Source organism: Sphingobacterium sp. IITKGP-BTPF85, assembly GCF_001006065.1.
GTDB lineage: Bacteria > Bacteroidota > Bacteroidia > Sphingobacteriales > Sphingobacteriaceae > Sphingobacterium > Sphingobacterium anhuiense.
In genome coordinates, this window is the sequence record NZ_ASZT02000084.1 from 1 (window position 1) to 23,143 (window position 23,143).

Consider the following 23,143-nt stretch of genomic DNA (forward strand, 5'->3'; position numbering starts at 1 on the left):
ATGGCAATTAGACTAAACCAACTAAAAACTCGGTGAATGGAGGAAATGCTTAGGTGAAGTGGTTGAGTCTGAAATGGGGTTATTCTACTGTCGTTCACTTGTCAGTGACAAAGCCACAGATGGCTCCTACTACTAGTAAAAATATCTCCCAAATATTATTATTCCTTTTCTATTTAAAATAAGTTGTATGACGATTCATATCTAAATCGACAACATAATCTGGACATAATTCATTAAAAAATAAGTGGTTGTTTTCTTAAAAATATTTATCTTTAATCGCCATATGAAGTTCAAAAAAGAAAACAGCAGAAGACTTCCTAATATTATTATCTCATTATCAAAGGAAAAGATGAACATGAAGTGAGAAAAGAATTAAAATATTTAGGATGGTAAGATGAAATAAGTCAAAATGAAGTTTTTGAGGCAATTGGTGGAATCCAAGGTAACAACGAATTGAATAGAACAAGGTGAAAATAATAGCAATAATCTAATAATGAGTGTAAAAAGAAAAGTTTTAGAAGCCAAAACTGACCAAGAATTAGAGTATTATCTTCAACAGGGCAATAAATTTGTACCTCAAGCAAGTCAATTTACATACGAAATTCTGAAATCACGTGGTCGGATTTTTACTCCTGAAGATACGGAAAGAATTACATTGATGATTGAAAAGAAGTCTGAAGAAGATAAAATTATCATTCATGAAAATCACAAAAAAGCGACAAACTTAATTTACATATCAGCGACACTGGGGATTGTAAATATGATATTATTTCCTGACTTACCTTTTTCATTCTTCTCCATTTTTGTTGCAATTATTATTTTGGGGTTCATGTTTGGAATTGGTTATATGATTAGCAAAGGAAGTAATGGTGCAAAATATATTTTATTAGTATGTATGATTTTTGGAATTATATACATACCCTTCATCCTTTTAACTATAACCCGAACTCCAGTTGTAGGAATTATTAATATAGTACAGACAGTATTACAGGTTTGGGCAATAGTTCTATTATATCAAATACCAAAATATAAATTGGAGTAAAGTGGCGATTTTGCCTTTATTGTCATCCGTCCCAACATTAATAAACCAATATCAATATATTCTTGAATAACATGAGTGTACAGTAAAAATAGAAAGGTCTCCTGCACCAATGTGGGACCTTATATAAATTATGTGGCGATATTGATTCCACCCCAGTTTTGTTGTTGACATTTGACTGATGATTTGCGCATAGAAATATCGAGAAACAAAAATTAAAAACTTCTGTCGCTATTGCAGTCAAAATCCACAAATATATGTGCTCAAGTGTCTTTAAAAGCAATCTGACAATCGAATCTGATGCCGTCGATAAACATCAGATTCCTTTTATCATACTTAGCTAGAAAGAATATCTACGCGATTAAATATTGAAGCTGTAATCCTGTAAAATCATAACGAAATTAAAAAAAATGGATAAAAACCGTCCTTAGCTCATCAAGAGAATATCAAAAATATTCTTGAAATCAATCATCGGAATTGTAGTGATAATCGCTATTTTACTCTTTGCGACATTTGTGATTCATCAAATCAATTTAAGTAGCGAAGCCGATAAAATTGAAGATTATGGTCAAAAAATAAAAATTTTTGACGGTACAATAAATACGACAATAGATGGACAAGGTGCAGACACGATTGTATTACTCACCGGATTTGGAACGGCAAGCCCAAGATTGGATTTTGAACCATTAATCAGAGAATTAGACAAAAAATATACAGTGATCACGATTGAACCTTTTGGTTATGGATTGAGCAGTGAAACAAATCGTGAACGCAATTTGAATAATATGGCGGAAGAAATCCACGAAGTGGTGAAGCAATTAAATCTAAATCGTTTTATACTAATGGGGCATTCCATTGCTGGGCTTTACAGCTTAGCATATATCAATAAATATCCAGGTAAAGCAACCGCTTTTGTAGGTATTGATACGAGCGTGCCAACACAACCTTGGCCGGGTTATAATTCGGCACCTTTGGATTTTTTAGCTAAAGCAGGTGTAATGCGTGCATTTTTTAAGTTTTTCGGTGACGAAAACCTAAAGACGAATCAGAAGCACACCGTTTTGAACAAAAGCACATGATTACGATGAAAGTGACCGGAAACAGTACTTTGGGCAGAGAAGCTACATCATTGAGTAATAGTTTTAATGATGCACAAAAACTAGCTTTCCCGAAAGATTTGCCGGTTTTATTATTTGCAGACGAAAACTCGGCTGTCAAAGGCTGGACAGAACTGCACCAAGAGCAAGCCAACAGCGTGGATAAGGGCAAACTAATCTTATTGCCCGGTTCTCATTATCTACATCACACTCAATCGAAACGAATTGCAGCAGAGCTTGAGTCGTTTTTAGGAAAACAAAATAATTGAGCAAAATATAACTGCAATTTGTTGCGGCCAACTGAAAGAAGCGTTCAAATACTTCGGAATTCATAATCCCTGGCAAAGTCTTTAACGTAGACATATTTTTAAGCATAAAGAATACTTTATCCAGTTCGGCTTCACCCTCAGCTTCTCTTTGAAATTGGTAAATAGATCACCTTCATCTTTGAGGATGACCTCATGTTGACCTAAAACGCAAAGTTGGTCGATAAGCTCTTTCTCTAAAAGTTATTCTGGTCGGCTGGTTAAGTTGATTCGTAATTAACATATTTCAACTAAATAACGATAAGCAGTTGTTTATAATTAGAAAGTCTTGCTCTAAACGCTCATTAACCAATGCTTATTGATGGAATTACTTCTATAATCTTTACATTCATTATTACAGAGATGAACAAGGACAGTTAATCGACTATTATAAATATTTCATCAACACTTCGTTCTGTTTCACTGGATACTAACATAAAAAGCCACATGTCATGACGTGGTCCTTAATAAACATATGCATTCAAAATTAACGCACTTATACGAAAATAGCCGGTGATCTCCATCACCGGCTATTTTATTTATTCTTATGTCCACCTATTTTTTGGCGTAATCTTTCTCAAATTTATCTGAAGCGACATTGACACCATTTGCCATATCTTCAAATGCCTTATTAATATTGTCCAGTAATCCTTGTTCTACCACCGGATCTTGAGTAGTACTCTTTCTAATATTAATCAGTTTTGGGTAATCTTCTGAAACAATTTTACCATAGCCTTTCAACCCTTTTAGAATGGCTTGCTGCAACTGGTCATCACCGTTGAAATCGCCAATTTTTTCAACCTTTTTAATGTCTTCTTTTACAGCTTGGTCCCATTTTAGGGCTACTTTTTCTGCTTCATCATATTTTTTTGACTGCATTGCGCTGTTCATTTCGCTAATATGTACCTCTTCACTGTTGATAATCGTCATCAGTTCATTGTTATAGGCAACTGCATCTTTCTTTTGGCCACAACTTAAAAGTGTGCAGAACATAATTAAAGCAGCACTTCCTGAAATCACTTTCATCTCTTTTTATTTTTTGTGTTGATAATTTGTTAAAACCTCTTCTGAAGGATAAACAAATTTAAAGGATGAAAAAATTTCAGCAAATCCCTGAATGTAGTGGTTTTTTGGCCCTTAGTCACGAAGAATACCATATTCAAGTGCAAGTTTGATGACAGATGCTATGCTTTTCACCTCAAATTTTTCGATGAGATTCTTTCTATGACTTTCAACTGTATGATGACTGATAAATAAAGTTTCGGCGATTTGAACGGTAGTTGATCCCTTGATTGCTTCCATTAATATTTCCTTCTCTCTGCGCGTGAGCTTAGGTACATTTTGAAGACCAATATTGTCTTTCTTACTCATTTTTAACTTAGTCTTCGCGCACAAAAAAAGTTCTCCCTGACACACGCTCCGAATACCCGCTATAATCTCCGGTCCTAAAGCATTCTTTTGGATATATCCGTCCGCACCTGTGTGATCATACTATTAATAACAGCGTATTCATTATGAACACTGATAGCAACAATCTTCATGTGTGGGCACCGTTTCTTAAATAAGGCGACTAACTCTATACTATTCGTATCAGGAAGATTAATATCAAGCAATAATATATCAGGATTAATCCGTTTAATCCGTTCGAGTGTTGATTTACCATCTGTAAAGCAATCCAAAATTTTAAAATCGGGTTCTGCCTCTAGAATATTTTTTAAACCTTCCAGCATCATCGGATGATCATCAGTAATTACTATATTAACCATAATAAGGATTATTATTTATCGGAAACTCTATTTCTATACTTGTACCTTTTCCGGTACGGGAATAAATATGCATCTTCCCGCTTAAAAATTCGAGGCGAGACTGTACATTGTGTATTCCGGCTGATTTTTTTCCATCTGCAAGATGCGGATCAAAGCCCTTTCCATTATCTTCCACAGTGATCAGGATATGATCATTGTGTTGCGACAGTTGCACTATAATCTGTGAAGCCTGAGCATGTTTCACCGCATTATTTACCAGCTCCTGGATTATTCTGTAGACGACTATTTGTTTATCTTTGAAAGGTCGGCTTCCAACTTTACAAATTGGCTGGAAATCTCAAGCTCATCGTTACTCATGCGTTCAGCATATTCTTTAAGAGCTTCCTCTAAGCCATATTTATCCAATAGTTCAGGCATAAGGTTATGTGCAATGCGGCGCAACTCGACTACAGCAACATCGAGCTGATCTAAAGATTTACCCAGTGTATTTCTACTGGAATCATTCTCATTCAATAGCGTAAGACCGGATAAAGTGATTTGTCCCGGACAAAATACCGCCTAATCCATCATGAAGATCTCTGGCTATACGTGAACGTTCGGTTTCCTGCCCCTCCAACATGGAGACCAAAACCTGTAGGCTTTCTTTCTGTTTTAATGTTTTGAGATGCTGGCGATAAGCATAATAGATCAACATGGCAGCTATGATAAATGTCAGGATAAGGAAAAAATAGACTGAATTTATTTTTGATTTGTATGCAAGTTCTTTTTGAGAAGTTTTAAGTTGTGCTGCCCGTTGCTGTATCTCAACACGTGAAAGTTTAAGTTCTTTACCTCTGTTATCTGCCTCTAGCTGGATAACTTCTATCTGCTGACGCTGAATTTCTTCATTTAATTTTAAGTTTTCCAAATCCTGCAGCTGCGCCTTATTATGCGCATGCATCAACGAGATTTGTTGTTTTCTCTTTTCGGCTTCAAATCGCAGTCTTATCAACTGTTGTTGCTGTCTCTCTTTTTCAAACTGCGCTTCTAATCTGCGCCCCTGTTCCATTTTATTTGCATTGAAAACTTCTTCGTAGAGCTTGACATATTGTTTATAGTAATGATAGGCTTCATGATACTGACCTTCTGTCTCATATACCTCTGCGAGCATTTGATATAAGCTAAGGGCAATCGTATTTTCTATTACAGTATCTTTCATGAGCGCGGCTAATGAAGCAAGGAGGTATTTTTTTGCGGTTTCTGTATCACCTTCTTTCATGCTATATTCTGCCATTATTCCATAAGCCGAAGCTACCTGGGCATATTGTTCTGTTTTTTGTCCAACTTCTAGTCCCTGTTGCGCATACTGGAGCGATTTTGTTTTATAGGACGCCGGATAATACTGTAAATACAGATTGGCCAGGTTAATTGCTGCAAAAGATAAGTCAGAGGGCACAGCCATTGTTGAGCTGTTCTTTTCATAGAATTTAATAGCTTGGAGGTAATAACTTTCAGACTGGTTACGAAGATGCTCATTTTCGGGCTGATTGATGTACTGCTCCTGATAATTATATCCCATAGACATGTAAGCGTCAAAAATATCCATGGGTCTATTTCTTAATTTAGCGACTTCCAGAGTAAGTTTAGCGTATTTTTCCTGTAAGTCATATGTTTTCCAGTTTGAATAGATCGATGATAGCTCCTTATAAATTGCAGTTTTTCTAGATATAACGATATCTGTCTGAGGGGCTTGATCGTAAAACACTAAAGCGTTCTGGAAGCATCGGATCGCCTGTTGCTCCTGATTATTCCTCGCATGCATCCAACCCTCACAATACGACACATATCCTTTAATGCTCAGCTCTTTGGTTTTTTTTGCAAATATTTTAGCCTGCGCGAGATATCTGTTAGCGGATGTATTATCTTCTAGTATCTTGCTGTTCATTGCGGCAATACCACACAGCTGTGCGGCGTATTGTCCATCAAGCTTTTTAGATGCTATAGCTATATTTTTTGCAGCAACACCATCGCTTCCTTTTGCTGACCATTAAAAAAAGTGCATGCGCATATTTGCCCGCCAACAATAGCTGTTGCTCACTGCCTTCAGCGACCTGATGATATTCACTTGCAGCGGTTTCAACAGCACTCTGAGCACTAATCTTCCCGAAGAAAAACATCACTAAAATTAATACTAAATACTTCTTCACTGTACAGATTTTCATGTTTGCTTTTGAAAGCAAGATTTAGGACAGGAACAACATCTTTTTATAATCATATTTTCTTTAACAATTTATAATTAAACCAAAATATAAAAAGACCGTTGAAATGCTCGTAAAAAGACAAAATAGTTAAACAATAATAAGATATTCCATTCGATTTGCTATTATTTTTACAGCATCTTGTACTTATTGATGTTCGGAGCGGCGAGAAAAATGCTGATATAGCTTCTGGCCCTTAAAATAAAATTAACAAAGGAAGGTAATCACAGCTTGATTTTCTGCTACCGCTAATTGCAAAAATTCTTTCAATTTTCGGAATTCCTGAATCAGATAATTTAGCGCTTCAGGATCTTCCCAAAATTCAGGATAAACACCTTCATCATTCATTTTTTCGGCATCAAATCGATCTGATAAAGAGGATTCAGAGATGTCATTCACAGCTTCTAATAATTCTTCAGTCTGGGGTGACGTAAGGTATTTCGCAGGGCCATATCCCATATCCTGTTCCACGTCAAGTATATTGGGACCAAATATTAGCCATTGCAAAGGTGGGGGCACTATTTTGTAATTATTTAAGGGTTCACCTGTAACAACGTAAAACAAGCCATCCCAGCTTTTACCGATGTCTAATAGGTTTGTTTTTTCAGAATTAGAAGTAGAAAAAAGGTCATCTTCCAATAGCTGACTGTTATCAAGATAACGCAGTAAAGTACTTTGGTCTATCCGTAGATATTGTTGTATTATTCCCATCCAATAAAATTAACTAATTTTAATTTTATTCTAAAGCAAAGAGTTTTGATATTTCAACTTTACTTTGACTTTGACTAAAACTTAGTTAATAAAAAGATTGACAACCTGATCTTATCAACCTGTTTTTAAAAAAAAATGCATCGATGAAAAGTAGTGATATATTTTATCAATATGTTGTATCTTTCTAAAAAAAATATGAAGAAAACCAAACTACTTATTCTTAGCCTTTTTATTGCCAATTTCAGTTATGCGCAAACCTCACTAATGGATAGCTTAATTCAAAAAAACTATTCCACTTTTAAAAAAAATAATAGCAACGCATTCGAAGGAAAAGGATGGACTACCCTTCAGGGTGAAATCAGCAAAAACAATTCTGTATTATTGGGCGAATACCATTCACCAGTGAAATCCCTTACTTCACAAATGCGATTGTAAATAGTATTAAGTTCGACAACTATTTTATGGAAATTGATCCCTATACAATCAATACCATATCAACAAAAATTAAATCCTTATCCCCTGCTGAACTGGACAAATTCCGCAATGAAAACGGTTCTGCTTTATCTTTTTTACAAGGTGAGGCTGAGTTTGATTTGTATAAAAACATACTTCAGCAGAACATCAAGATATATGGAGCTGAACAAATTAGTTTATTTTCAGACCAGTTACTCTTTTCTGAACTGAGTAAAAAATCCAAAAATAATAAAGCAATAGAAATTTATAAGCAGATGATCGCTAATTCGGCTGCCTATGACACAAAACACAACACCACATTCTATTTGTTCTCTGATGATTGTCAGGCTAAATTGGACGCACTGAGCGCTCTAAATTTATCAGCAAACGAAAAAGAGCAACTTGAAGCACTCCAATTAAGCAAAGAACTTTATTTAAATCGAATTCATCCTTTAAGAATTCAATACTTGAAACACTTGATTCTTGAAAAACTCCCTGAATGGAAAGACAAAAAGAATCTATTCAAATATGGTGCTAATCACATGCCTAAAGGAGAGAGTTTAATGGAAGTATTTGATATTGGAAACCTAGTGTCTAATATTGAAGAGGCAAATTACCGCAACTCATTGCATATTATGATTATCGGAAAGGGTGAAGGTGAAACATTGGCTGATTTAGACGAATATAAACCTTTCTTAACCGTTGTGAAAGATGACAATTGGTATACCTATGATTTAAGACCTCTGAAACAAGCTATTTCTAAAAAGAAGCTTAAAGTGGAGGATTTAACGCTGGAAAGAATTATAAAAGGTTATGACTATCTGGTTTTCATTCCAGAACTAACTAAGACCCCAAAAACAGGTAAACAAAATCATTAAATAAGCTCAAAAGAAAACTTACGCCACGAGAGTAATTAAAAATTACTTGGTAAATAACTACTTCAATTAATTTTCTTACATTAGAGTAATTTAACCAATTAACCGATGAAGTACTTACTCTTAGTGGTCAGTTTATGTGTACAAGTGGCTGTGGCACAAAAGAAGCCAACCGTTCATTATATCGTAAAAAAAACAGCAATTACAACCGAAATGCTGATGAAAAAACCTATTATATAGCATTAATAAAACTAAAGAAGGTAGCCAGCCAAGGTGATCTTATGGAATTGCGCGTAACTGGTTTTGAAAGTAAAAATGGAGACCGTATATTTTCTACTGAAGACCTGAACAAAGGGGAAAATTTCTTGGCTTCGACAGCCGCGATCTCCGACATCTATGGTTTGACAAAACCTTTGCAATTTACAGTCAATAAGGGAGTAATAAGCATAGATACGCTGAAATGGAAGGATGAGATAAGACAGCAACTTACTGCATGGGAAATTAAAGATGATATTGCTGAAAATGCCTTAACCAATACATTTTCAGAATACGGTAACCTGCTGCAATCTCTCTATTTTGCGGCATTATCATCTTCGGATGAAAATGCATTGAAGAAATCTGATATCACAAAAAATGGCCTAGTATACCATATGGTAAAACAGAATAAGTCTGAAATTGCCGTCAACTATTCGCAAAGCGACAGCTCTTCAACAACGGAAGGAAGTACCAGCTTTGATCCTAAAACCCACCTTGTACGAGATGAAAATCGAATAGCTAACTATTCATTTTTAGATGCGAATGGCAAAAAGATAAACGGCCACTCTTCCAGTTAAATAGAACGTGCGAGCAAATATACTGCAGCTGCGATTGAAAATGATTATTATGATATGCTCGTAAAAGGTAGCTATTGGAGCAATGCAATAAATACAAATGATAAAACAGATAGTATTAAATTACAACGGTATATAGAGCTATACGAAGCGAAATATGCAGGAAATCGTGATTACGTTAAAAATAAACTGGGACATCTGCAAAGCTTTCGAGATAAACAGTATTATGATGCTTTATCATCCATATCTCCAAAGTTGCTGGCCGGGACTTACCATCTGAGCAACAAAGTTTCATTCGATAATATCTCAGACAATGACTTTAAGGAAATCATACCGCTCCTGAATGATAAGCAGCTCTTCGAATATTTACAACAAACGCTAAGTCAATACATCATGTCTCTAAACAGTTCAGCTCTGCAAAAGCTCGATCTTATTGCCAATCAATTTAGCGAGAGAGAGCGAGTGGCGGCTAGACCAATGTACTTATGGGCAAAGGCAATGCAGACTCAGAATATAGATAGCCTTAAGCAAATCCAAAATGAAGTGCTCGATATGGATAATGATTACTGGAATCAAGGAAATGCCAGTCGGTATGCACTTTTGATTCAGAAGATCCTTTCTGAACATGGTAGATATGATGCACAGACGATGCAAATAATAATCGATAAAATTACAGCTCTGTATGAAGACGAGGCAAATAAGAAACGTTTCCTACAAAAAGCTCATTTAGCTTATGCATATTATCTGGCGTATGAAAAGACACCAGTAGACCAAGAAGATCACGCGCTCCTGTTTTTGGAAAAAGCGGCCTATTATTCTCCAAAAATTCGGCTGAAAAGGAATATGGAACTTTTTATGACCGCGTCTTTTTGAAATCAAAAGAAAACTACAGTGACGATTATATGGTGTTATTAAGTAAGAGGGGTAAAAAGGATGTGGCTCTTCAAAACTATATACAAGAGTTTTTGAATAATCCGGCGAGTAGTTTTAAAAGCTTATCATCTTTTTATCGAGAAAATTATGCTGAGAGCAGTTTCAATGATTTTTTCAAGAAAGAGATTATTTCAAAACTTGCAGATGCACCATCCTTTTTGCTAAAAGATATGCAGGATAAAGAATTTTCATCCACGCAATTGGCTGGAAAATGGACCGTCGTCGATTTTTGGGGTACCTGGTGTGGCCCTTGTGTTGCTGAAATGCCAAAACTAAACAAGTATTACCTGGAACTAAAGCAGGATAAAATGAGCAAAATTAATTTTATGAGCATTGCCTGCAACGATACAAAAGAAAAAGTGCAACGCTTTTTAACGAACAATAATTATGAAATGCCGGTACTGATGTCCGATTCTAAAGTAGAACAAAATTATAAAGTCCGTGGATATCCAAGCAAATACATCCTTACACCAGAAGGGAAACTGATTCCTACAGAATTTGGATTTGACTGGGAAAGTTTAGTCTTGGAATTAAGTAAGCTATAAACAGATGAAATAGTCTTATAGTTGTCATATTTAAAATGGCTATATACTTTAACACCCCTATTTCTTATTGTTGCTTTCAATTCTAACGGACAAGTTAAAACTAAGTGTAACTACGTGGTGTTTTTACCAATAGATCTTGGTTTATAAACTAATTAATATTAGTAGTAATGGTATCAAAACACGCAATATAAAATGAGAATCCCAACAATTCACGGAATAATTGAAAGACGAATATTAGTAAACTATGTTGCTGAGCCGGAGTTTGTCGAGAAAATTTTACCAAAACCTTTTCGGCCAAAGCTTTATAAAGGAAAAGCAATAGTTGGCATTTGCCTGATAAGGCTTAAAAACATCAAACCAAAAGGACTTCCGAATTTCATCGGCGTAAATTCTGAAAACGGAGCTCATAGAATTGCTGTTGAATGGGATGAAAATGGTAAAACTAAAGAAGGTGTTTATATTCCAAGGCGTGATACATCTTTAAAACTAAACGCACTTGTTGGAGGAAAAATATTTCCAGGAAAGCATTATTTAGCAAACTTTAATGTGAAAGAGCAAAACAATCATTTTCACATTGACTTTGTGAGTTCTGATCATACAATAATTGAGATTGACGCAAAATTGAACCATAAGCTAAACGATAACTCCATATTTGAAACTATAGAAAATGTTTCAGCATTTTTTGAGAACGGATCTGTTGGCTACTCCCCTAATGGAAAAAATTTTGACGGTCTAAAACTTGAAACGTATAATTGGGAAGTTAAACCGCTTGAAGTAGCAAATGTAAAATCAAGTTTTTTCGAAAATAAAGACATCTTTCCAACGGGTTCAATACAATTTGACAACGCTTTATTGATGGAAAACATTGAACACGAATGGAAATCATTGAAAACTATCAACCAATGTTGCTAACACTTATTAAGAGATTAAAAATATTCTTGATTTACAAGCTTTTAAAAAGCGTGATACTTTGATCAAATTTTGTTTATATTAAATCAATCTCGAATAGATAATAATGAATAACCCCATTCATAGATATACTTAACACTTACGTGATCTTATCTTCTACAATTACTTGATATATCAAATAAATAATTATATTTGTTTGATATATCAAGTAAATATGAAATTCGAAACTCCAACTAACACCGTATTATACTCCATTGAAGAAACTATAAAAGCTTATCGTAGATTATGTCAACAGAATATATCTAGTATAGTTCCAACAATTACTGTGGACCAAGCTTTGATTCTAATTATCATTGACAGAGAGGATAAAAGTCAATCTGAAATTGCCGATTTAGTTTTTAAGGATTATGCATCAATGACCCGAATAATTAAGTTGATGATAAACAAAAACTATCTAACAAAGACTATTGACGATGCTGACAAACGAAAATCGGAGTTAAAAATCACACCTAATGGTAAAGAAATCATTAAAAAACTAAATCCTGTTATAAAGAAAAATAGAGAGATTGCGTTAAACTCATTGTCAGAACAAGAATTAAAACAATTATTTGAAATATTAAACAAAATTACCCAAAACTGTAAAACATCTATGAAATGAAAAAATGTATCCAACTATTAGTTGTCACCATTATATTTTCTTGTACAAATAATAAAACCGTTTTTTCGCAAAACACTAAAGCAAGGGAGATTGTTAGCTATCTGGATTCTTTAGGCGGTTTTAGCGGTGCTGTTTTAATAGCGAAAGATGATCATGTTTTAGTGCAGAAATCTTATGGATTCGCGCATTTGGGGCACAAAGTCAAAAATAATACGGACACAAAGTTTTCTTATGCTTCCATAGGGAAATCATTCACAGCAGTTGCTATATTCCAATTAATCCAAGCAGGAAAATTATCCTTAGATGATCCTATTGGAAAATTTCTCCCAAATTATCCAAATAAGGTCGCAAGAGATTCTATCACAATTAGATTATTACTCATACACAGAAGTGGGCTGGCTGATTATTTTTATTCTGATAAGTTTTTGAATACTTCTAAAGTAAAATTTAGAACAATAGAAAGCCTTAGCGATTTATATGAAAATGAACCGTTGGAATTTAAGCCGAATGAGCAATTCTCTTACAGGAATACAAACTATATTGTGCTCGGTAGAATTATAGAAACTGTGAGTAAAATGCCTTATGAAGATTATATTAAAAAGCATATTTTCGCTAAAGCAAACATGCAAAATACGGGCAATTTTGATATTGACCATATTATAGAAAATGAAGCAGAAAACTATACACTCTCGGATGTTTATCCAAACCAATTACAAAAAACATTTTTTATGAGTGCTGTCAAGGGTAGTTCTGCGGGAGGAGGCTATACCACCATAAATGATCTGTATAAATTTGCATTGGCATTTAAAAATAATAAGCTCTTAAATGCTAAGTATACAGATTTTATGAAAAAGGAACCTGAAAATGGTTGGTATGGATACGGAATGCAGTTTGCAGGAGCAAAAGGATCTGGAATATACGGCCACAGTGGCGGACATTTTGGTGTTGGTGCTGAATGGCGGATATTTGACAAACAAAATTATACTGTAATTCTACTTACGAATAAAGACCTGGATCAGGGATTTTTAGATGCTCGTTTTTTTATTGAAAAAACAATTGCAGGTTCAACACCAAAGCTCGATATTTATTTTTACACCAAAAAAGTGATCAACACTTGTTTGGATAAGGGTCTTGATAAAGCTGCAATTCTTATAAAAGAATCAAAATTAGAACTATCTGAAGCCGACCTGAATGCCAAAGGGTACGAGATGATTAAAAGAGGTTTATATAAAAAAGCAATAGACGTATTCACACTCGAAATTTTATCTTTTCCGAAATCGTATGAAGCTTACGATTCTTTAGGAGAAGCTTATATGATGGACGGTAATCTTAAAAAAGCTATTGAAAATTATAAAAAAAGTTTAGCATTAAACACGGAAAACACGAATGCAAAGGAAAAGTTAAAAGAATTGATAAAGTAAAATACAACGTAATACTCCAACTTCTGCAAGCTGTAAAATTAACAGCAGTTAATTACTTTATCATAAATAATTCTTCTTGATGAATGATAGAGCCCTTCGGGGCTCTATATAAATAAAGCCGAAACATTTACGCAACCAATTGATTTCTTTCTGTAAGTATCTCTAAAAAATATTTTACTTCATGAGCTGAAATTAGAGGAAGAACTTTGCGCTAAGTTAAGCCTCCTACATTTCTTTGCAATATCCCTGATTCGAGGGGTAATCTAGGTGAGCCATTCTCTGTAATTTTGTAGAAAACATCTCTGATTCTCCTCTCCAAACTTAAGTAGATGATAAAAAATACTTTCATTACGATTGTGTTAACAGCAAGACCTGCAGCTGCATAAAGTAACGCAAAAAGAAAGCGAAAATCAGAAAGAATACTATTTTTAGACAAATAGCACTATGATATGAATAGATTTAATGACATTGATCCCACGATCATCCAAAAGGGAATCGCTTTCGCTAAACAAAAAATAGAAGCTGATTACAGCGACAAATTTGTTTATGCACTTCCAGATTGGGCGATGCTAACTGGCAATCCAGAACCGATTGCTGTAGTTCCGGTTCACGGAAATGAAGGCATTTTGGTTACTAAGCAACGTGTGGATTTTGAAGTGGATTTTAGTGACGAACGCTCAATCGTTTTCTACACAAACTATCTGAACAGTCAAATGAACACGCACTTACCTCTTTTGGGTTATGTATTGTTTTACAAGAATGTATTAATGGTACAAAAAGATCCAAGTTATGCGTTAGCATTAAGTGACTTCGAGTCGGGCGAAATCATTCGTTATAACAGTAATAATATAAGCACAGATTTTTCTTTTATTACCTTTAACAAAGATTTGGAATTAGTGGTTTATACTTCAGATTTGCAAAATTAATCCTGCCATGAAAGGCATACTTTTCAGGAAAGTTATCAGGCAACACAAAAACGGTATTCTCTCTATGCATTTATCCTTTTATCTGCAGATAGGAAGTGATTATTGACAAGCTCTCCCTTACTGTATCGATGGATAATAATTAATAAAGATCTTTATCAGAAAATTTAATATCTTGTATTTTGGGTAAAGGTCTTATTAAAACTCTTTTTTTTCGAACCGCCAGCGGTTTAGTAGATCCTAACTTTTCATCAGATTCGGTTCTAATACCTGTAACCAAGTCAAATTTAATTTCTGTGAATATCGTATTTTCATCAATATAACCTTTGGTAGCATTGTATATAAGCTTATCGACATAAATCAATTCAAAATTCCCTTTCTTATATTTGAAGTGGTAGGTAATATTTCCGCCTTTAATTTCGCTCCACATTCTTAAGATTCCATTTTCTATAAAGAAACTAGGAATTTGATAGCCATTAAACTTGCCTTGGTTTTCGGTAGGATACTGCGGTTCGATAATTTTATCTGAGGATGCCGTCAAAGCTAGCTTTCCATTAGGTTGAGATAAGAAAATTTGCAATCTTAACGGCCTGGTTTCATCTATAGTATCCATTTTTACAGTTACTCTATCGATTTTACCATCGTGATTTACGTCCCCCTTTTCTTCTCTTACCTCGTAAGTATACTTGTTTTTATTTTTAATACTTTGGGAGAATACATGCGTCGGGACTGAAATTAAAATGAAAATAAAAGAGCGGTAAAAATATTTATTGATGTTATTCATTTTATTTGGTTAATGAAGTGATAAGTATCGCAACTTGTATGATTACCTATTTTATTTATTTTTTTATATGCCTGACGTCGTTTGTGCGTATTAATCAAAACTGAAATTTCCCTGATTATGCTAAAAGGGCATTGTTATAACTCTAGCTTTATAGATCCCCTTTTCTATCTTAAACAATACAGCATACCCTCCCGCCCCATCACCATTGAAAGTAGTGATGTATAAAGTATCATTTAGATTGTCATAGTAACATCCTGCAAACTCATTATTTACGTTAAATAAGTTCTCAATTTCCTTTTTTGGGATCTGGATATTTCTTCCTTTTATCGTTGCTGTTATGGATGTATAATGGCTTGCAGGAACTGTACCATCTGTTCCCCAGACCTGTTGCCCTTTGAATTTGTCTTCAACGATATAATCCTCATATTTTGTCGATGAAAAGTATCTTTTATTTTTTTTGTAATCAAATTTTTCTGACTTAATTTCCACTGAAACATCTTTCGATATAAATTTTGCAATGCTATCATTAAAGGATTTAATTGGGATCTTTTCATAGGATTCGATTAGTTTAATCCTAGATTGGTGTACATATCCAGTAATATTCTCATTTTGACGATCGGTATAGTCAACAATAACCCAATCTCGCAGTTTTTCATCGGGAAATGCATACACAATCTCCTCTGTATTGATTTTTGAAACGATGTCGCTCTTAATTGTCGCTTGCTTCCTCACATTTACATAGCCATCTTTATCAATAATTTTTGCAAATTGTGCGTAGGTAAAATGGCTTAATGTAAGCAAAAGTAATGTAAGTAGATATTTTTGATTCATTTGAAATAAAGTTATTAATTATAATATCTTAACCTGGCTTCGAAAAAGAATTTGATTTTTTACAAAATCGTATATTTTCCCAAACCACATCAACGGCCTCGTGTGTATACAAGATCTTTAAAATGCCAAGATGCTCAATTGATTATTTCAGAGGCATAACTTTGTCCTATAAAATTAATATAATTAAACTAGTTTTTGACAAGAGGATTATATGTTATCACTTATTAAATAACCTTATGCTTACTTGCTCAATTTAGAAAATAGCATTTCGAATATCTCATTTTGATTATTATCAAACTTAACCCTTACGTTAGAACCTAGTTTGAAAATATTCCAATTTCAAAAGTATTGCTCGAGAGAAATATTTAAAATCAATATAAGTCGTAATTATAAAAAGTTCCATGATCAATATTAGTTAAACAATATGAATTAAAAAATTGGAAAAACTATTATCTTAGACAGATAATCCAATATGTGTTTAAATGCAAACTCTGCTTTTATCTGCTTTTTTATTTTAAGTAGCCATTGCTCAAAAAAACAAAATTGTGAATATTGAATTTACAGTTTTTGAGATCAACAATAAGCAGGTCAATGATAAGCCGCATTGGATCGATGTTATGGACGCTATTTTAAATTGGTCATTAAAAATTTAGAAAACATCCATGCAGAATCTTTATAAAAAAAAATACATTTCAATACAAATCATGTTAATGTTGGCTTTGCACAGTTCTTTTACTGCCAATTGGATGAAATCTCTACTAAAGCATTTAATTTTGCTACAGGTAAATTAAAATAGTGCTACTTGCCCCTTCTTCAAATCAGTAAAAACAATAATATATTACCAAACAAAATACCCTTATGTCCCAAACAAACCCAGTGATCTACTTTGAAATTCCAGTTCATGATCTAAATCGTGCGGAGAAATTTTACACTGCAGTATTTAATTTTAAATTCGAAAAAGAAATCATCGATGGTTATGAAATGTCCCTTTTCCCTTTTGAGGAAGCTAGTGGTGGTATTTCTGGAGCACTGGCCAAAGGTGATGCCTATACACCTACCAAACAGGGTGTTATTATTTATTTTAAGACGCAAGATATGGATGCAACACTTGAAAAAGTTATTTCGGAAGGTGGAAAAATATTATATCCAAAAACTATAAATGATTTACTTGGTTTTATTGTTGCTGAGTTTGAAGATAGCGAGGGGAATAGAATTGCTTTACACCAAACGATCAACTAAAAAAAGGAGCCATATTACAGTTTGGCTCCCTTTCTATTTATTGTTTAGCTCTTACAGCTGTTCTATCTGTTGATCAACTAAATACAGCAAAGAGGCAATAGCCGCTACTCCTGATTGCAGTTCTCGTTTATCGACGGCTTCAAAGACATCTTTTGCCGTATGGTGCAGATCAAAATAACGATGCGGATCTGGTCTAAAGTTGAACATTACGGTATTTGGAAAATGCTGTCCCCAGACTCCTGAATCTACTCCCGGACTTCCCTGTAAAAAACGTGATACCCAGAATTTCTGTTCAAATAAAGGCTTCCAATGTTGTTGCATCCACACAACCCTTTCGGCGGAGGCTTTAATGTCAAAACCCCTAGGTGCAAATCCACCAGCATCACTTTCTATTGCGGCAACAATCTGTTCCCGCTTATCTTTAGCGACCTGTCCATAGGTTGATGCACCATGCACTCCATTTTCCTCGTTCATATAAAATACTAAACGGATGGTGTGCTTAGGCTTATATCCTAATGCCATCAAGGTACGTATCGCATCTAGAGTCCCCATAGTACCGGTTCCATTATCGTGTGCCCCTTCTCCTACATCCCAAGAATCAATATGTCCACCGATCGTGATAATCTTATCAGGAAATTCTGCACCTTTCCATTCTGCAATAACGTTGTGTGTCTGCACCATTCCTTTCCAAGCGGAATGCTGTTCCAGATAAACTTTTGTGTGAGGATTGGTTTTTAATGCTTCGCTCAACTTAATGGCTGAAGTCGCAGATATTGCCATAGCAGGAATACTATCGATTCCTTTGACATAACCTGTTCCTCCTGTATGGGGATAGTCATCAGTTGTGGATGATGATAAAGATCGAAATAAGTAAGCTACTGCTCCTAATTTAGCAGCCTCAGCTGGACCGCGGCTTCGTTGACTTGAGTTGAGTCCATATGCAACACCAGTTTCTACGATAGACTCGTCCCATGGTTTATTGACGAAAACAATTTTTCCACGTACCTGGTCACCAAATTTCTTCAGATCACTTAACAATTGGACTTCAATAACCTCGGCTGTTATCCCTTTGGATGGTGTGGCTACTGAACCTCCTAACGCGAGGATATTGAGAGACTCCTTTGAACCTACTATGTAGGCTTTTTCTTTTGGACCGCGATCCAATAAGGGAGTTTTACATCCTGTAGGTATACCTTGTCGAAATCAAGTTTTTCCATCAGGCTTTTGGACCAGACTACAGCTTTATCAGCCGCAGGTGATCCGGCAATACGATGGCCGATCTGTTTTGTGAGGTAGTGCAAATTGTCGTAAGCCTGTCCTTGATAGAAAGATTCATGATAGATTTTATCTAACATCATGGAATCCTGCTGTGCAAAAACTGCAGTGGTAAAGGTGGAAATAGAAAGTAAGGTTAGTAATGCTGTTCGTTTCATTCGTTTATTTTGTATTCAATGGAATAAACATAGTTATTTTTTTTAGGATACGGGTATTTCTTTTCCTTTGGCGTTCAATTTTATAGATTAACATTTCCTTAATGACAACTTTACATCTTGATAGCATTGATTAGATAGCTTTGTCTACCATAAAATGGATTGCGATTGCAAATCCTGAAACGATCTGCCAAATACATGTACTGCTATGGATAACTTTCTAATTACAGATACCTCACAACAACCTATTGCTATCGACATGCATAAGTTTGCACAGTTGTATGACACATATGCCAATGCGGTATACGCTAATATTCTGCGTTTGGTTAAACGACCTGAATGTGCTGAGGATTTACTGCAAGAGGTATTTACTGCACTTTGGCAAAATAGACTAAAGCTGGTGGATGAAAAATCAATTCCTGGGTGGCTATTTGTGGTGAGCTATAATAAATCCATTACTTTCCTTAAGAAAAGGTGAAAGAAGCTATTGAAAGTGTGGATACTTACGATCAATACCTACAACTTGAAAATGAAGATGTGATTGATGAAGATCTGTATGAACAGCAAATCAGGATGATCCATCAGGCGGTTGAAAAATTACCAAAAAAGAAACGGGAGGTTTTTAAACTTTGTCGAATTGAAGGGAGATCTGCGGATGAGGTCGCAAAAATAATGGGGATAAGCAGTCATTCTGTTAAAGATTATCTGAAACAGTCTAACCGTGCAATCAAAGATTATATCCAAAATGAGGCTCCATATACTGCACTGGGACTATTGGTGATCTTTTATACCGAGCATCTTTAGAATTTACATAATCTTAATCATTTGTTAATCCAAAATTTCATCCCCTAAACCATCATTGCTAGTATTTATACCAACGATATGAATACAAAGCAACTTATACAGAAATTTTGGTCCGGTTATGCTTCTCCAAAGGAGAAACAGCAATTACTCGACCAACTCGAAATAACAGATCATGAACTCAAAGCGGAACTGCAAGAGGAATTTGATCAGCGGCCGACTCTTTTATCGGAGAGACTAAGCCAGAACAAAAAAAGAAGTTTATGACCGTCTCATCACGACTATCGGAGACCAGTCTGCTCGTAAAAAACAATCGTTATCCCGTATTTTTGTCAAAATAGCGGCAAGTGTACTTCTCGTTGCAGGTGGAGTCTCGATTATTTGGAAAAATCAACAGGATTTTGTTCATACTTCGGTCACAGTACTACCCCTTCAAAAGCGGATTGTGAGCAGCACGAGTGTATTTGTGAGACATATATTGCCAGATGGTACAAGCGTCACTTTATCTCCTCATAGTTCCCTGACTTATAACCCTCAGTTTACGGATACCTCCCGTATGCTTTCTCTAACCGGAAAAGGAAAGTTTGATGTTACAAAAGATAAACACCGACCTTTTACGGTTATCTCAAATGGAATAGCAACTACTGCTCTGGGTACAGTCTTTATCATTGATGGGCAAAATAATAAAGAGACCAATATTCATCTGGTAGAAGGATCTATCCGAGTAGCTCCTACAGCCCAAAGTTTGCACAGATTTCATGAAACGGTATTGCGTGCCGGCGAACAGATCGTCATCAATAATATGACCCAGCGATTGAAATGGAAAATCTCAAAAAAAGCGAAAAGTCTATCAAGAATACGGATCCTATTCCGCAGCATAGCGTTGCTGTATCCTTAGCAGCAACTTCTTCAAGCCTGAATTTTGAAAAAGAAAATCTAAAAACGGTATTTGCTTCAATCGCAAAAGCAAAGCAGGTTGCAATTATATATGACGGTGTGAACGTCAATCAACTGACCTTTACCGGTGCTTTTGAGGTATCTGAAAGCATCGAAAATATCCTGCATATTTTATGTGGTCTAAACGAGCTTGAATATAGAAAAGAGCAATCCTACTTACTATGTGAGCAAAAAGGCTGAATCTTCCAATTAATGAGCTGATCCACTGAAATTTCCTTGGATAGACAAACTATAATTAATGTATTACGTGAAATCATATTGACTAATTTTTAAAATAAACATGAAAATTAACGAACACCTAAAAAACGAGCATTGATTTTCGCACTGGGGAGCATTGTGCTTACATCTCCGCTGTACGGGCAACAAAAAGGTCGTGTAAAAGGAACTGTCGTCAGCCAAACAGGTTCGCTCTTGTCTGGTGTAACTGTTACGGTCACCGATTCTCTGAACAAAGTGATCACCAATACCGCCACAGATGCTAAGGGACTATTTCTATTTGAATCCCTTGAAGCTGGTAAATCGTATAACATTCGATTTTCAATCGTCGGTTATGGAAACAAAGAGGAAAATAATTTTATTGTTAAACCTGCGGACAATAACTCCATTTTGATCCGAATGGAAGAAGGTTCTTCTCAACTGGACGAGGTTGTTGTGGTGGGTTACGGTACGCAAAAAAAGCTAATCTTACTGGAGCTGTCGATATGGTCGGCAAAGAAGTGTTTGAAGGACGCATGGCTGCTAATGCAACGCAAATGCTACAAGGTGCTGTTCCAAATTTAAATATCAATCTGGCCGATGGCAAACCGAGCCGTTCAGCGAGTTTTAACATACGCGGCACGACTTCCATTGGTCAAGGTGGAGCTGCTCTTGTTCTGATTGATGGTGTGGAAGGTGATCCTGCAAATTTAAACCCGGATGACATTGAGTCTGTATCTGTTTTAAAAGATGCTTCATCGGCTGCGATATATGGATCGAGGGGTACTTTTGGCGTAGTACTTATCAGTACAAAAAAAGCAAAACAGGGTCGCACTTCTGTCAATTATTCGGGTTCCCTGGCAAGCCAGAAGCCGACCGCAACGCCTCAATTTGTAACGGACGGCTATACCTATGCATCTCATTTTTCGGAGGCTTACAATTCCTGGAATAATTATTCATCAATTCCGAGTAAGATGAACAAGACACAACCTTTTTCACTGGCCTGGCTGGAAGAATTTAAAAGGCGCAATGATGCCGGTATTCAGGAACAGGTGACTGTCGATGGTAATGGAAATTACGTGTATTATGGCAATGAAGATTATTATAAAGCTTTGATCAAGGATAATACGATGGCTCAGAACCATAATATCGCGATCAATGGATCTTCTGGAAAAACAGATTTTTACCTTTCGGGAAGATACTATGGCTACGATGGTCTATATCGCTATAATACCGATAAATTTAGAAGTCTTAATTTAAGAGCAAAGGGAGGCATACAGGTGACCAACTGGTTACGTATCGCTAATAATTTAGACTATTCGGCCAAAAAGTACCATATCCCGATGACTGTTGGTGAAGGCGGAAATATTCTGCGTAACATCGCCGATGAAGGGCATCCGACCTCTCCTATCTTCAATCCTGATGGAACGCTTTCATATTCTGCGGCGTATTCTGTGGGAGATTTTATCATGAGTAAAAATGGTAAAGATACCGATGATGGTCTATTGCGTAATACAACAAGTTTTGAAACTAAATTTTTCAACAACACGTTCAGAGTAAAGGGAGATTTCACTTTTATGAATAAGGATGATGTGGCGACAAGAATACGTATTCCTATTCCCTATAGTATAAAGGAGGGTGAAATCCTTCAGCTGGCAACCCAGTATAATGATATATCAAAGTATGTGCTTCAAGAACGTAACTTATTTACAAATATCTATGCGGAGTATGAGAATACGTTTAAACAGAATCACTACTTTAAAGGGTTAATTGGGTATAACTATGAGCAAAAGGTAAGAGAAAGTGTTGATGTTTCTAAAAATGGACTATTAACCAATGATGTCAGCAATATTAATCTTGCTCTTGGGGATGCCATTACTGCTTCTGGTAATTATGAAAAATACCGGATCGCAGGATTATTTTTTAGAGCTAACTATGCTTACAAAGACCGTTATCTGTTTGAAGTGAACGGTCGTTATGATGGCTCTTCCAAATTCCCGATAGGTTCGCAATGGGCGTTCTTTCCTTCTGCTTCTTTGGGCTGGAGAGCATCGCAGGAATGATTTTTGGTACTGTAAATCCTGAAATTATGCTATTGGTAATGGTTGGTTACAAGAAACCGCTATATTGGAGACTCTAATGAGTTTTCCGTCGTGCAGGGTGCTACTGCAATCTTAACGTACCATGCTAAAGAAGCTATAGAA

At 35.5% G+C, this 23,143-nt stretch carries 32 protein-coding genes; 20 read left to right on the plus strand and 12 right to left on the minus strand.

Annotation, left to right across the window (positions count from 1 at the left end; translation table 11 throughout):
* The first annotated feature begins 493 nt into the window (after positions 1–493).
* The 3 genes from L950_RS15915 to L950_RS30290 all read left to right on the plus strand — a co-directional run bounded on the left by L950_RS15915 (position 494) and on the right by L950_RS30290 (position 2,405).
* Positions 494–1,042 carry a hypothetical protein gene (locus tag L950_RS15915; RefSeq protein ID WP_021187773.1) on the plus strand — a complete coding sequence of 183 codons (549 nt, stop codon included), beginning with the start codon at positions 494–496 and terminating at the stop codon, positions 1,040–1,042.
* 455 nt (positions 1,043–1,497) lie between these two features.
* The gene (locus L950_RS30285) at positions 1,498–2,118 is read left to right on the plus strand and encodes an alpha/beta fold hydrolase (protein WP_197086463.1); all 621 of its coding nucleotides are present in this window, start codon (positions 1,498–1,500) and stop codon (positions 2,116–2,118) included.
* On the plus strand, positions 2,115–2,405 hold the full coding sequence (locus tag L950_RS30290) for a hypothetical protein (RefSeq protein WP_031286832.1): 291 nt from the start codon (positions 2,115–2,117) through the stop codon (positions 2,403–2,405). Before L950_RS30285 ends, L950_RS30290 begins: the two co-directional genes overlap by 4 nt.
* Before the next feature lie 591 nt (positions 2,406–2,996).
* Here L950_RS30290 and L950_RS15930 read toward each other — a convergent pair.
* The 8 genes from L950_RS15930 to L950_RS15950 form a co-directional block, all read right to left on the minus strand.
* Positions 2,997–3,467 (minus strand): hypothetical protein, encoded by a 471-nt coding sequence (locus tag L950_RS15930; RefSeq protein WP_021187774.1) that lies wholly within the window; start codon positions 3,465–3,467, stop codon positions 2,997–2,999.
* Positions 3,468–3,578: 111 nt separating this feature from the next.
* Positions 3,579–3,812 (minus strand): response regulator transcription factor, encoded by a 234-nt coding sequence (locus tag L950_RS33545; RefSeq protein ID WP_231577331.1) that lies wholly within the window; start codon positions 3,810–3,812, stop codon positions 3,579–3,581.
* Between the two features lie 74 nt (positions 3,813–3,886).
* Complete coding sequence (locus tag L950_RS33550) at positions 3,887–4,207, minus strand: response regulator transcription factor (protein ID WP_231577332.1); 321 nt, start codon at positions 4,205–4,207, stop codon at positions 3,887–3,889.
* On the minus strand, positions 4,200–4,451 hold the full coding sequence (locus L950_RS28745) for a sensor histidine kinase (protein ID WP_052764433.1): 252 nt from the start codon (positions 4,449–4,451) through the stop codon (positions 4,200–4,202). The genes L950_RS33550 and L950_RS28745 overlap by 8 nt, the downstream gene beginning before the upstream one ends.
* Positions 4,452–4,489: 38 nt before the next feature.
* Positions 4,490–4,720 carry a hypothetical protein gene (locus L950_RS28750; RefSeq protein WP_052764434.1) on the minus strand — a complete coding sequence of 77 codons (231 nt, stop codon included), beginning with the start codon at positions 4,718–4,720 and terminating at the stop codon, positions 4,490–4,492.
* Positions 4,713–6,131: a tetratricopeptide repeat protein gene (locus tag L950_RS28755; protein ID WP_052764435.1), complete on the minus strand. Its 1,419-nt coding sequence runs from the start codon at positions 6,129–6,131 to the stop codon at positions 4,713–4,715. Before L950_RS28755 ends, L950_RS28750 begins: the two co-directional genes overlap by 8 nt.
* Before the next feature lie 46 nt (positions 6,132–6,177).
* Complete coding sequence (locus L950_RS28760; protein WP_021187775.1) at positions 6,178–6,408, minus strand: hypothetical protein; 231 nt, start codon at positions 6,406–6,408, stop codon at positions 6,178–6,180.
* 243 nt (positions 6,409–6,651) lie between these two features.
* Positions 6,652–7,155 (minus strand): YfbM family protein, encoded by a 504-nt coding sequence (locus L950_RS15950; protein WP_021187776.1) that lies wholly within the window; start codon positions 7,153–7,155, stop codon positions 6,652–6,654.
* 195 nt (positions 7,156–7,350) lie between these two features.
* Between L950_RS15950 and L950_RS26735 the strand changes: the two genes are divergently transcribed.
* From L950_RS26735 to L950_RS15980, 9 genes are all read left to right on the plus strand, one after another.
* On the plus strand, positions 7,351–7,590 hold the full coding sequence (locus L950_RS26735) for a hypothetical protein (protein ID WP_156169718.1): 240 nt from the start codon (positions 7,351–7,353) through the stop codon (positions 7,588–7,590).
* 26 nt (positions 7,591–7,616) lie between these two features.
* Positions 7,617–8,486 carry a hypothetical protein gene (locus L950_RS15955; protein ID WP_021187778.1) on the plus strand — a complete coding sequence of 290 codons (870 nt, stop codon included), beginning with the start codon at positions 7,617–7,619 and terminating at the stop codon, positions 8,484–8,486.
* Positions 8,487–8,620: 134 nt separating this feature from the next.
* Positions 8,621–9,316 carry a hypothetical protein gene (locus L950_RS26740; RefSeq protein ID WP_021187779.1) on the plus strand — a complete coding sequence of 232 codons (696 nt, stop codon included), beginning with the start codon at positions 8,621–8,623 and terminating at the stop codon, positions 9,314–9,316.
* Positions 9,317–9,370: 54 nt separating this feature from the next.
* A complete protein-coding gene (locus L950_RS26745) occupies positions 9,371–10,186 on the plus strand; it encodes a hypothetical protein (RefSeq protein ID WP_021187780.1) in 816 nt (271 codons plus the stop codon).
* Positions 10,183–10,791 (plus strand): TlpA family protein disulfide reductase, encoded by a 609-nt coding sequence (locus tag L950_RS26750; RefSeq protein WP_021187781.1) that lies wholly within the window; start codon positions 10,183–10,185, stop codon positions 10,789–10,791. The genes L950_RS26745 and L950_RS26750 overlap by 4 nt, the downstream gene beginning before the upstream one ends.
* A 192-nt stretch (positions 10,792–10,983) precedes the next feature.
* On the plus strand, positions 10,984–11,703 hold the full coding sequence (locus L950_RS15965) for a DUF2071 domain-containing protein (protein WP_021187782.1): 720 nt from the start codon (positions 10,984–10,986) through the stop codon (positions 11,701–11,703).
* A 211-nt stretch (positions 11,704–11,914) separates the two neighbouring features.
* Positions 11,915–12,358 carry a MarR family winged helix-turn-helix transcriptional regulator gene (locus L950_RS15970; RefSeq protein ID WP_021187783.1) on the plus strand — a complete coding sequence of 148 codons (444 nt, stop codon included), beginning with the start codon at positions 11,915–11,917 and terminating at the stop codon, positions 12,356–12,358.
* A complete protein-coding gene (locus tag L950_RS15975; RefSeq protein ID WP_021187784.1) occupies positions 12,355–13,779 on the plus strand; it encodes a serine hydrolase in 1,425 nt (474 codons plus the stop codon). The genes L950_RS15970 and L950_RS15975 overlap by 4 nt, the downstream gene beginning before the upstream one ends.
* A 449-nt stretch (positions 13,780–14,228) precedes the next feature.
* Positions 14,229–14,705, plus strand: a complete 477-nt coding sequence (locus tag L950_RS15980; RefSeq protein ID WP_021187785.1) for a hypothetical protein — start codon at positions 14,229–14,231, stop codon at positions 14,703–14,705.
* 139 nt (positions 14,706–14,844) lie between these two features.
* Here L950_RS15980 and L950_RS15985 read toward each other — a convergent pair whose 3' ends face one another.
* Both L950_RS15985 and L950_RS15990 read right to left on the minus strand, forming a co-directional pair.
* Positions 14,845–15,486 carry a hypothetical protein gene (locus tag L950_RS15985; RefSeq protein WP_021187786.1) on the minus strand — a complete coding sequence of 214 codons (642 nt, stop codon included), beginning with the start codon at positions 15,484–15,486 and terminating at the stop codon, positions 14,845–14,847.
* A gap of 120 nt (positions 15,487–15,606) precedes the next feature.
* The gene (locus L950_RS15990; protein WP_021187787.1) at positions 15,607–16,317 is read right to left on the minus strand and encodes a hypothetical protein; all 711 of its coding nucleotides are present in this window, start codon (positions 16,315–16,317) and stop codon (positions 15,607–15,609) included.
* A gap of 858 nt (positions 16,318–17,175) precedes the next feature.
* On the opposite strand from L950_RS15990, the gene L950_RS15995 reads away from it, so the two are divergent.
* The gene (locus L950_RS15995) at positions 17,176–17,556 is read left to right on the plus strand and encodes a VOC family protein (RefSeq protein WP_021187789.1); all 381 of its coding nucleotides are present in this window, start codon (positions 17,176–17,178) and stop codon (positions 17,554–17,556) included.
* A gap of 51 nt (positions 17,557–17,607) precedes the next feature.
* Here the strand turns inward: L950_RS15995 and L950_RS16000 are convergent, their stop codons facing one another.
* Both L950_RS16000 and L950_RS26755 read right to left on the minus strand, forming a co-directional pair.
* Positions 17,608–18,720 carry a M20/M25/M40 family metallo-hydrolase gene (locus L950_RS16000; protein WP_052764436.1) on the minus strand — a complete coding sequence of 371 codons (1,113 nt, stop codon included), beginning with the start codon at positions 18,718–18,720 and terminating at the stop codon, positions 17,608–17,610.
* Complete coding sequence (locus L950_RS26755) at positions 18,687–18,989, minus strand: hypothetical protein (RefSeq protein ID WP_052764437.1); 303 nt, start codon at positions 18,987–18,989, stop codon at positions 18,687–18,689. The genes L950_RS16000 and L950_RS26755 overlap by 34 nt, the downstream gene beginning before the upstream one ends.
* 205 nt (positions 18,990–19,194) lie before the next feature.
* Here L950_RS26755 and L950_RS16005 point away from each other — a divergent pair, with 205 nt between their 5' ends.
* The 7 genes from L950_RS16005 (at position 19,195) to L950_RS16025 (ending at position 23,002) form a co-directional block, all read left to right on the plus strand.
* The gene (locus tag L950_RS16005) at positions 19,195–19,464 is read left to right on the plus strand and encodes an RNA polymerase sigma factor (protein ID WP_021187790.1); all 270 of its coding nucleotides are present in this window, start codon (positions 19,195–19,197) and stop codon (positions 19,462–19,464) included.
* On the plus strand, positions 19,461–19,790 hold the full coding sequence (locus tag L950_RS16010; RefSeq protein ID WP_021187791.1) for an RNA polymerase sigma factor: 330 nt from the start codon (positions 19,461–19,463) through the stop codon (positions 19,788–19,790). The genes L950_RS16005 and L950_RS16010 overlap by 4 nt, the downstream gene beginning before the upstream one ends.
* Before the next feature lie 78 nt (positions 19,791–19,868).
* On the plus strand, positions 19,869–20,054 hold the full coding sequence (locus L950_RS16015) for a hypothetical protein (RefSeq protein ID WP_021187792.1): 186 nt from the start codon (positions 19,869–19,871) through the stop codon (positions 20,052–20,054).
* 178 nt (positions 20,055–20,232) lie between these two features.
* Positions 20,233–20,685 (plus strand): FecR family protein, encoded by a 453-nt coding sequence (locus L950_RS27955; protein WP_197086464.1) that lies wholly within the window; start codon positions 20,233–20,235, stop codon positions 20,683–20,685.
* Positions 20,607–20,924 (plus strand): DUF4974 domain-containing protein, encoded by a 318-nt coding sequence (locus L950_RS37370; protein ID WP_021187793.1) that lies wholly within the window; start codon positions 20,607–20,609, stop codon positions 20,922–20,924. The genes L950_RS27955 and L950_RS37370 overlap by 79 nt, the downstream gene beginning before the upstream one ends.
* Positions 20,925–21,080: 156 nt before the next feature.
* Positions 21,081–21,524 carry a carboxypeptidase regulatory-like domain-containing protein gene (locus L950_RS30295; RefSeq protein ID WP_052764438.1) on the plus strand — a complete coding sequence of 148 codons (444 nt, stop codon included), beginning with the start codon at positions 21,081–21,083 and terminating at the stop codon, positions 21,522–21,524.
* Positions 21,446–23,002, plus strand: a complete 1,557-nt coding sequence (locus L950_RS16025; protein WP_197086465.1) for a TonB-dependent receptor plug domain-containing protein — start codon at positions 21,446–21,448, stop codon at positions 23,000–23,002. The genes L950_RS30295 and L950_RS16025 overlap by 79 nt, the downstream gene beginning before the upstream one ends.
* Positions 23,003–23,143 lie beyond the last annotated feature (141 nt).

Excerpts from the sequence above, each read along its gene's own strand:
- L950_RS15955 (WP_021187778.1), top strand. The coding sequence starts at position 7,617 with ATGGAAATTGATCCCTATACAATCAATACCATATCAACAAAAATTAAA.
- L950_RS16025 (WP_197086465.1), top strand. The coding sequence starts at position 21,446 with ATGGTCGGCAAAGAAGTGTTTGAAGGACGCATGGCTGCTAATGCAACG.
- L950_RS16015 (WP_021187792.1), top strand. The coding sequence starts at position 19,869 with ATGAATACAAAGCAACTTATACAGAAATTTTGGTCCGGTTATGCTTCT.
- L950_RS33550 (WP_231577332.1), bottom strand. The coding sequence starts at position 4,207 with ATGGTTAATATAGTAATTACTGATGATCATCCGATGATGCTGGAAGGT.
- L950_RS33545 (WP_231577331.1), bottom strand. The coding sequence starts at position 3,812 with ATGAGTAAGAAAGACAATATTGGTCTTCAAAATGTACCTAAGCTCACG.
- L950_RS15980 (WP_021187785.1), top strand. The coding sequence starts at position 14,229 with ATGAATAGATTTAATGACATTGATCCCACGATCATCCAAAAGGGAATC.
- L950_RS28760 (WP_021187775.1), bottom strand. The coding sequence starts at position 6,408 with ATGAAAATCTGTACAGTGAAGAAGTATTTAGTATTAATTTTAGTGATG.
- L950_RS15975 (WP_021187784.1), top strand. The coding sequence starts at position 12,355 with ATGAAAAAATGTATCCAACTATTAGTTGTCACCATTATATTTTCTTGT.
- L950_RS15985 (WP_021187786.1), bottom strand. The coding sequence starts at position 15,486 with ATGAATAACATCAATAAATATTTTTACCGCTCTTTTATTTTCATTTTA.
- L950_RS28755 (WP_052764435.1), bottom strand. The coding sequence starts at position 6,131 with ATGAACAGCAAGATACTAGAAGATAATACATCCGCTAACAGATATCTC.
- L950_RS15915 (WP_021187773.1), top strand. The coding sequence starts at position 494 with ATGAGTGTAAAAAGAAAAGTTTTAGAAGCCAAAACTGACCAAGAATTA.
- L950_RS16005 (WP_021187790.1), top strand. The coding sequence starts at position 19,195 with ATGGATAACTTTCTAATTACAGATACCTCACAACAACCTATTGCTATC.
- L950_RS26755 (WP_052764437.1), bottom strand. The coding sequence starts at position 18,989 with ATGAAACGAACAGCATTACTAACCTTACTTTCTATTTCCACCTTTACC.
- L950_RS15995 (WP_021187789.1), top strand. The coding sequence starts at position 17,176 with ATGTCCCAAACAAACCCAGTGATCTACTTTGAAATTCCAGTTCATGAT.
- L950_RS26735 (WP_156169718.1), top strand. The coding sequence starts at position 7,351 with ATGAAGAAAACCAAACTACTTATTCTTAGCCTTTTTATTGCCAATTTC.
- L950_RS15965 (WP_021187782.1), top strand. The coding sequence starts at position 10,984 with ATGAGAATCCCAACAATTCACGGAATAATTGAAAGACGAATATTAGTA.
- L950_RS15950 (WP_021187776.1), bottom strand. The coding sequence starts at position 7,155 with ATGGGAATAATACAACAATATCTACGGATAGACCAAAGTACTTTACTG.
- L950_RS26740 (WP_021187779.1), top strand. The coding sequence starts at position 8,621 with ATGTGTACAAGTGGCTGTGGCACAAAAGAAGCCAACCGTTCATTATAT.
- L950_RS26745 (WP_021187780.1), top strand. The coding sequence starts at position 9,371 with ATGCTCGTAAAAGGTAGCTATTGGAGCAATGCAATAAATACAAATGAT.
- L950_RS30290 (WP_031286832.1), top strand. The coding sequence starts at position 2,115 with ATGATTACGATGAAAGTGACCGGAAACAGTACTTTGGGCAGAGAAGCT.
- L950_RS37370 (WP_021187793.1), top strand. The coding sequence starts at position 20,607 with ATGGAAAATCTCAAAAAAAGCGAAAAGTCTATCAAGAATACGGATCCT.
- L950_RS15930 (WP_021187774.1), bottom strand. The coding sequence starts at position 3,467 with ATGAAAGTGATTTCAGGAAGTGCTGCTTTAATTATGTTCTGCACACTT.
- L950_RS15990 (WP_021187787.1), bottom strand. The coding sequence starts at position 16,317 with ATGAATCAAAAATATCTACTTACATTACTTTTGCTTACATTAAGCCAT.
- L950_RS15970 (WP_021187783.1), top strand. The coding sequence starts at position 11,915 with ATGAAATTCGAAACTCCAACTAACACCGTATTATACTCCATTGAAGAA.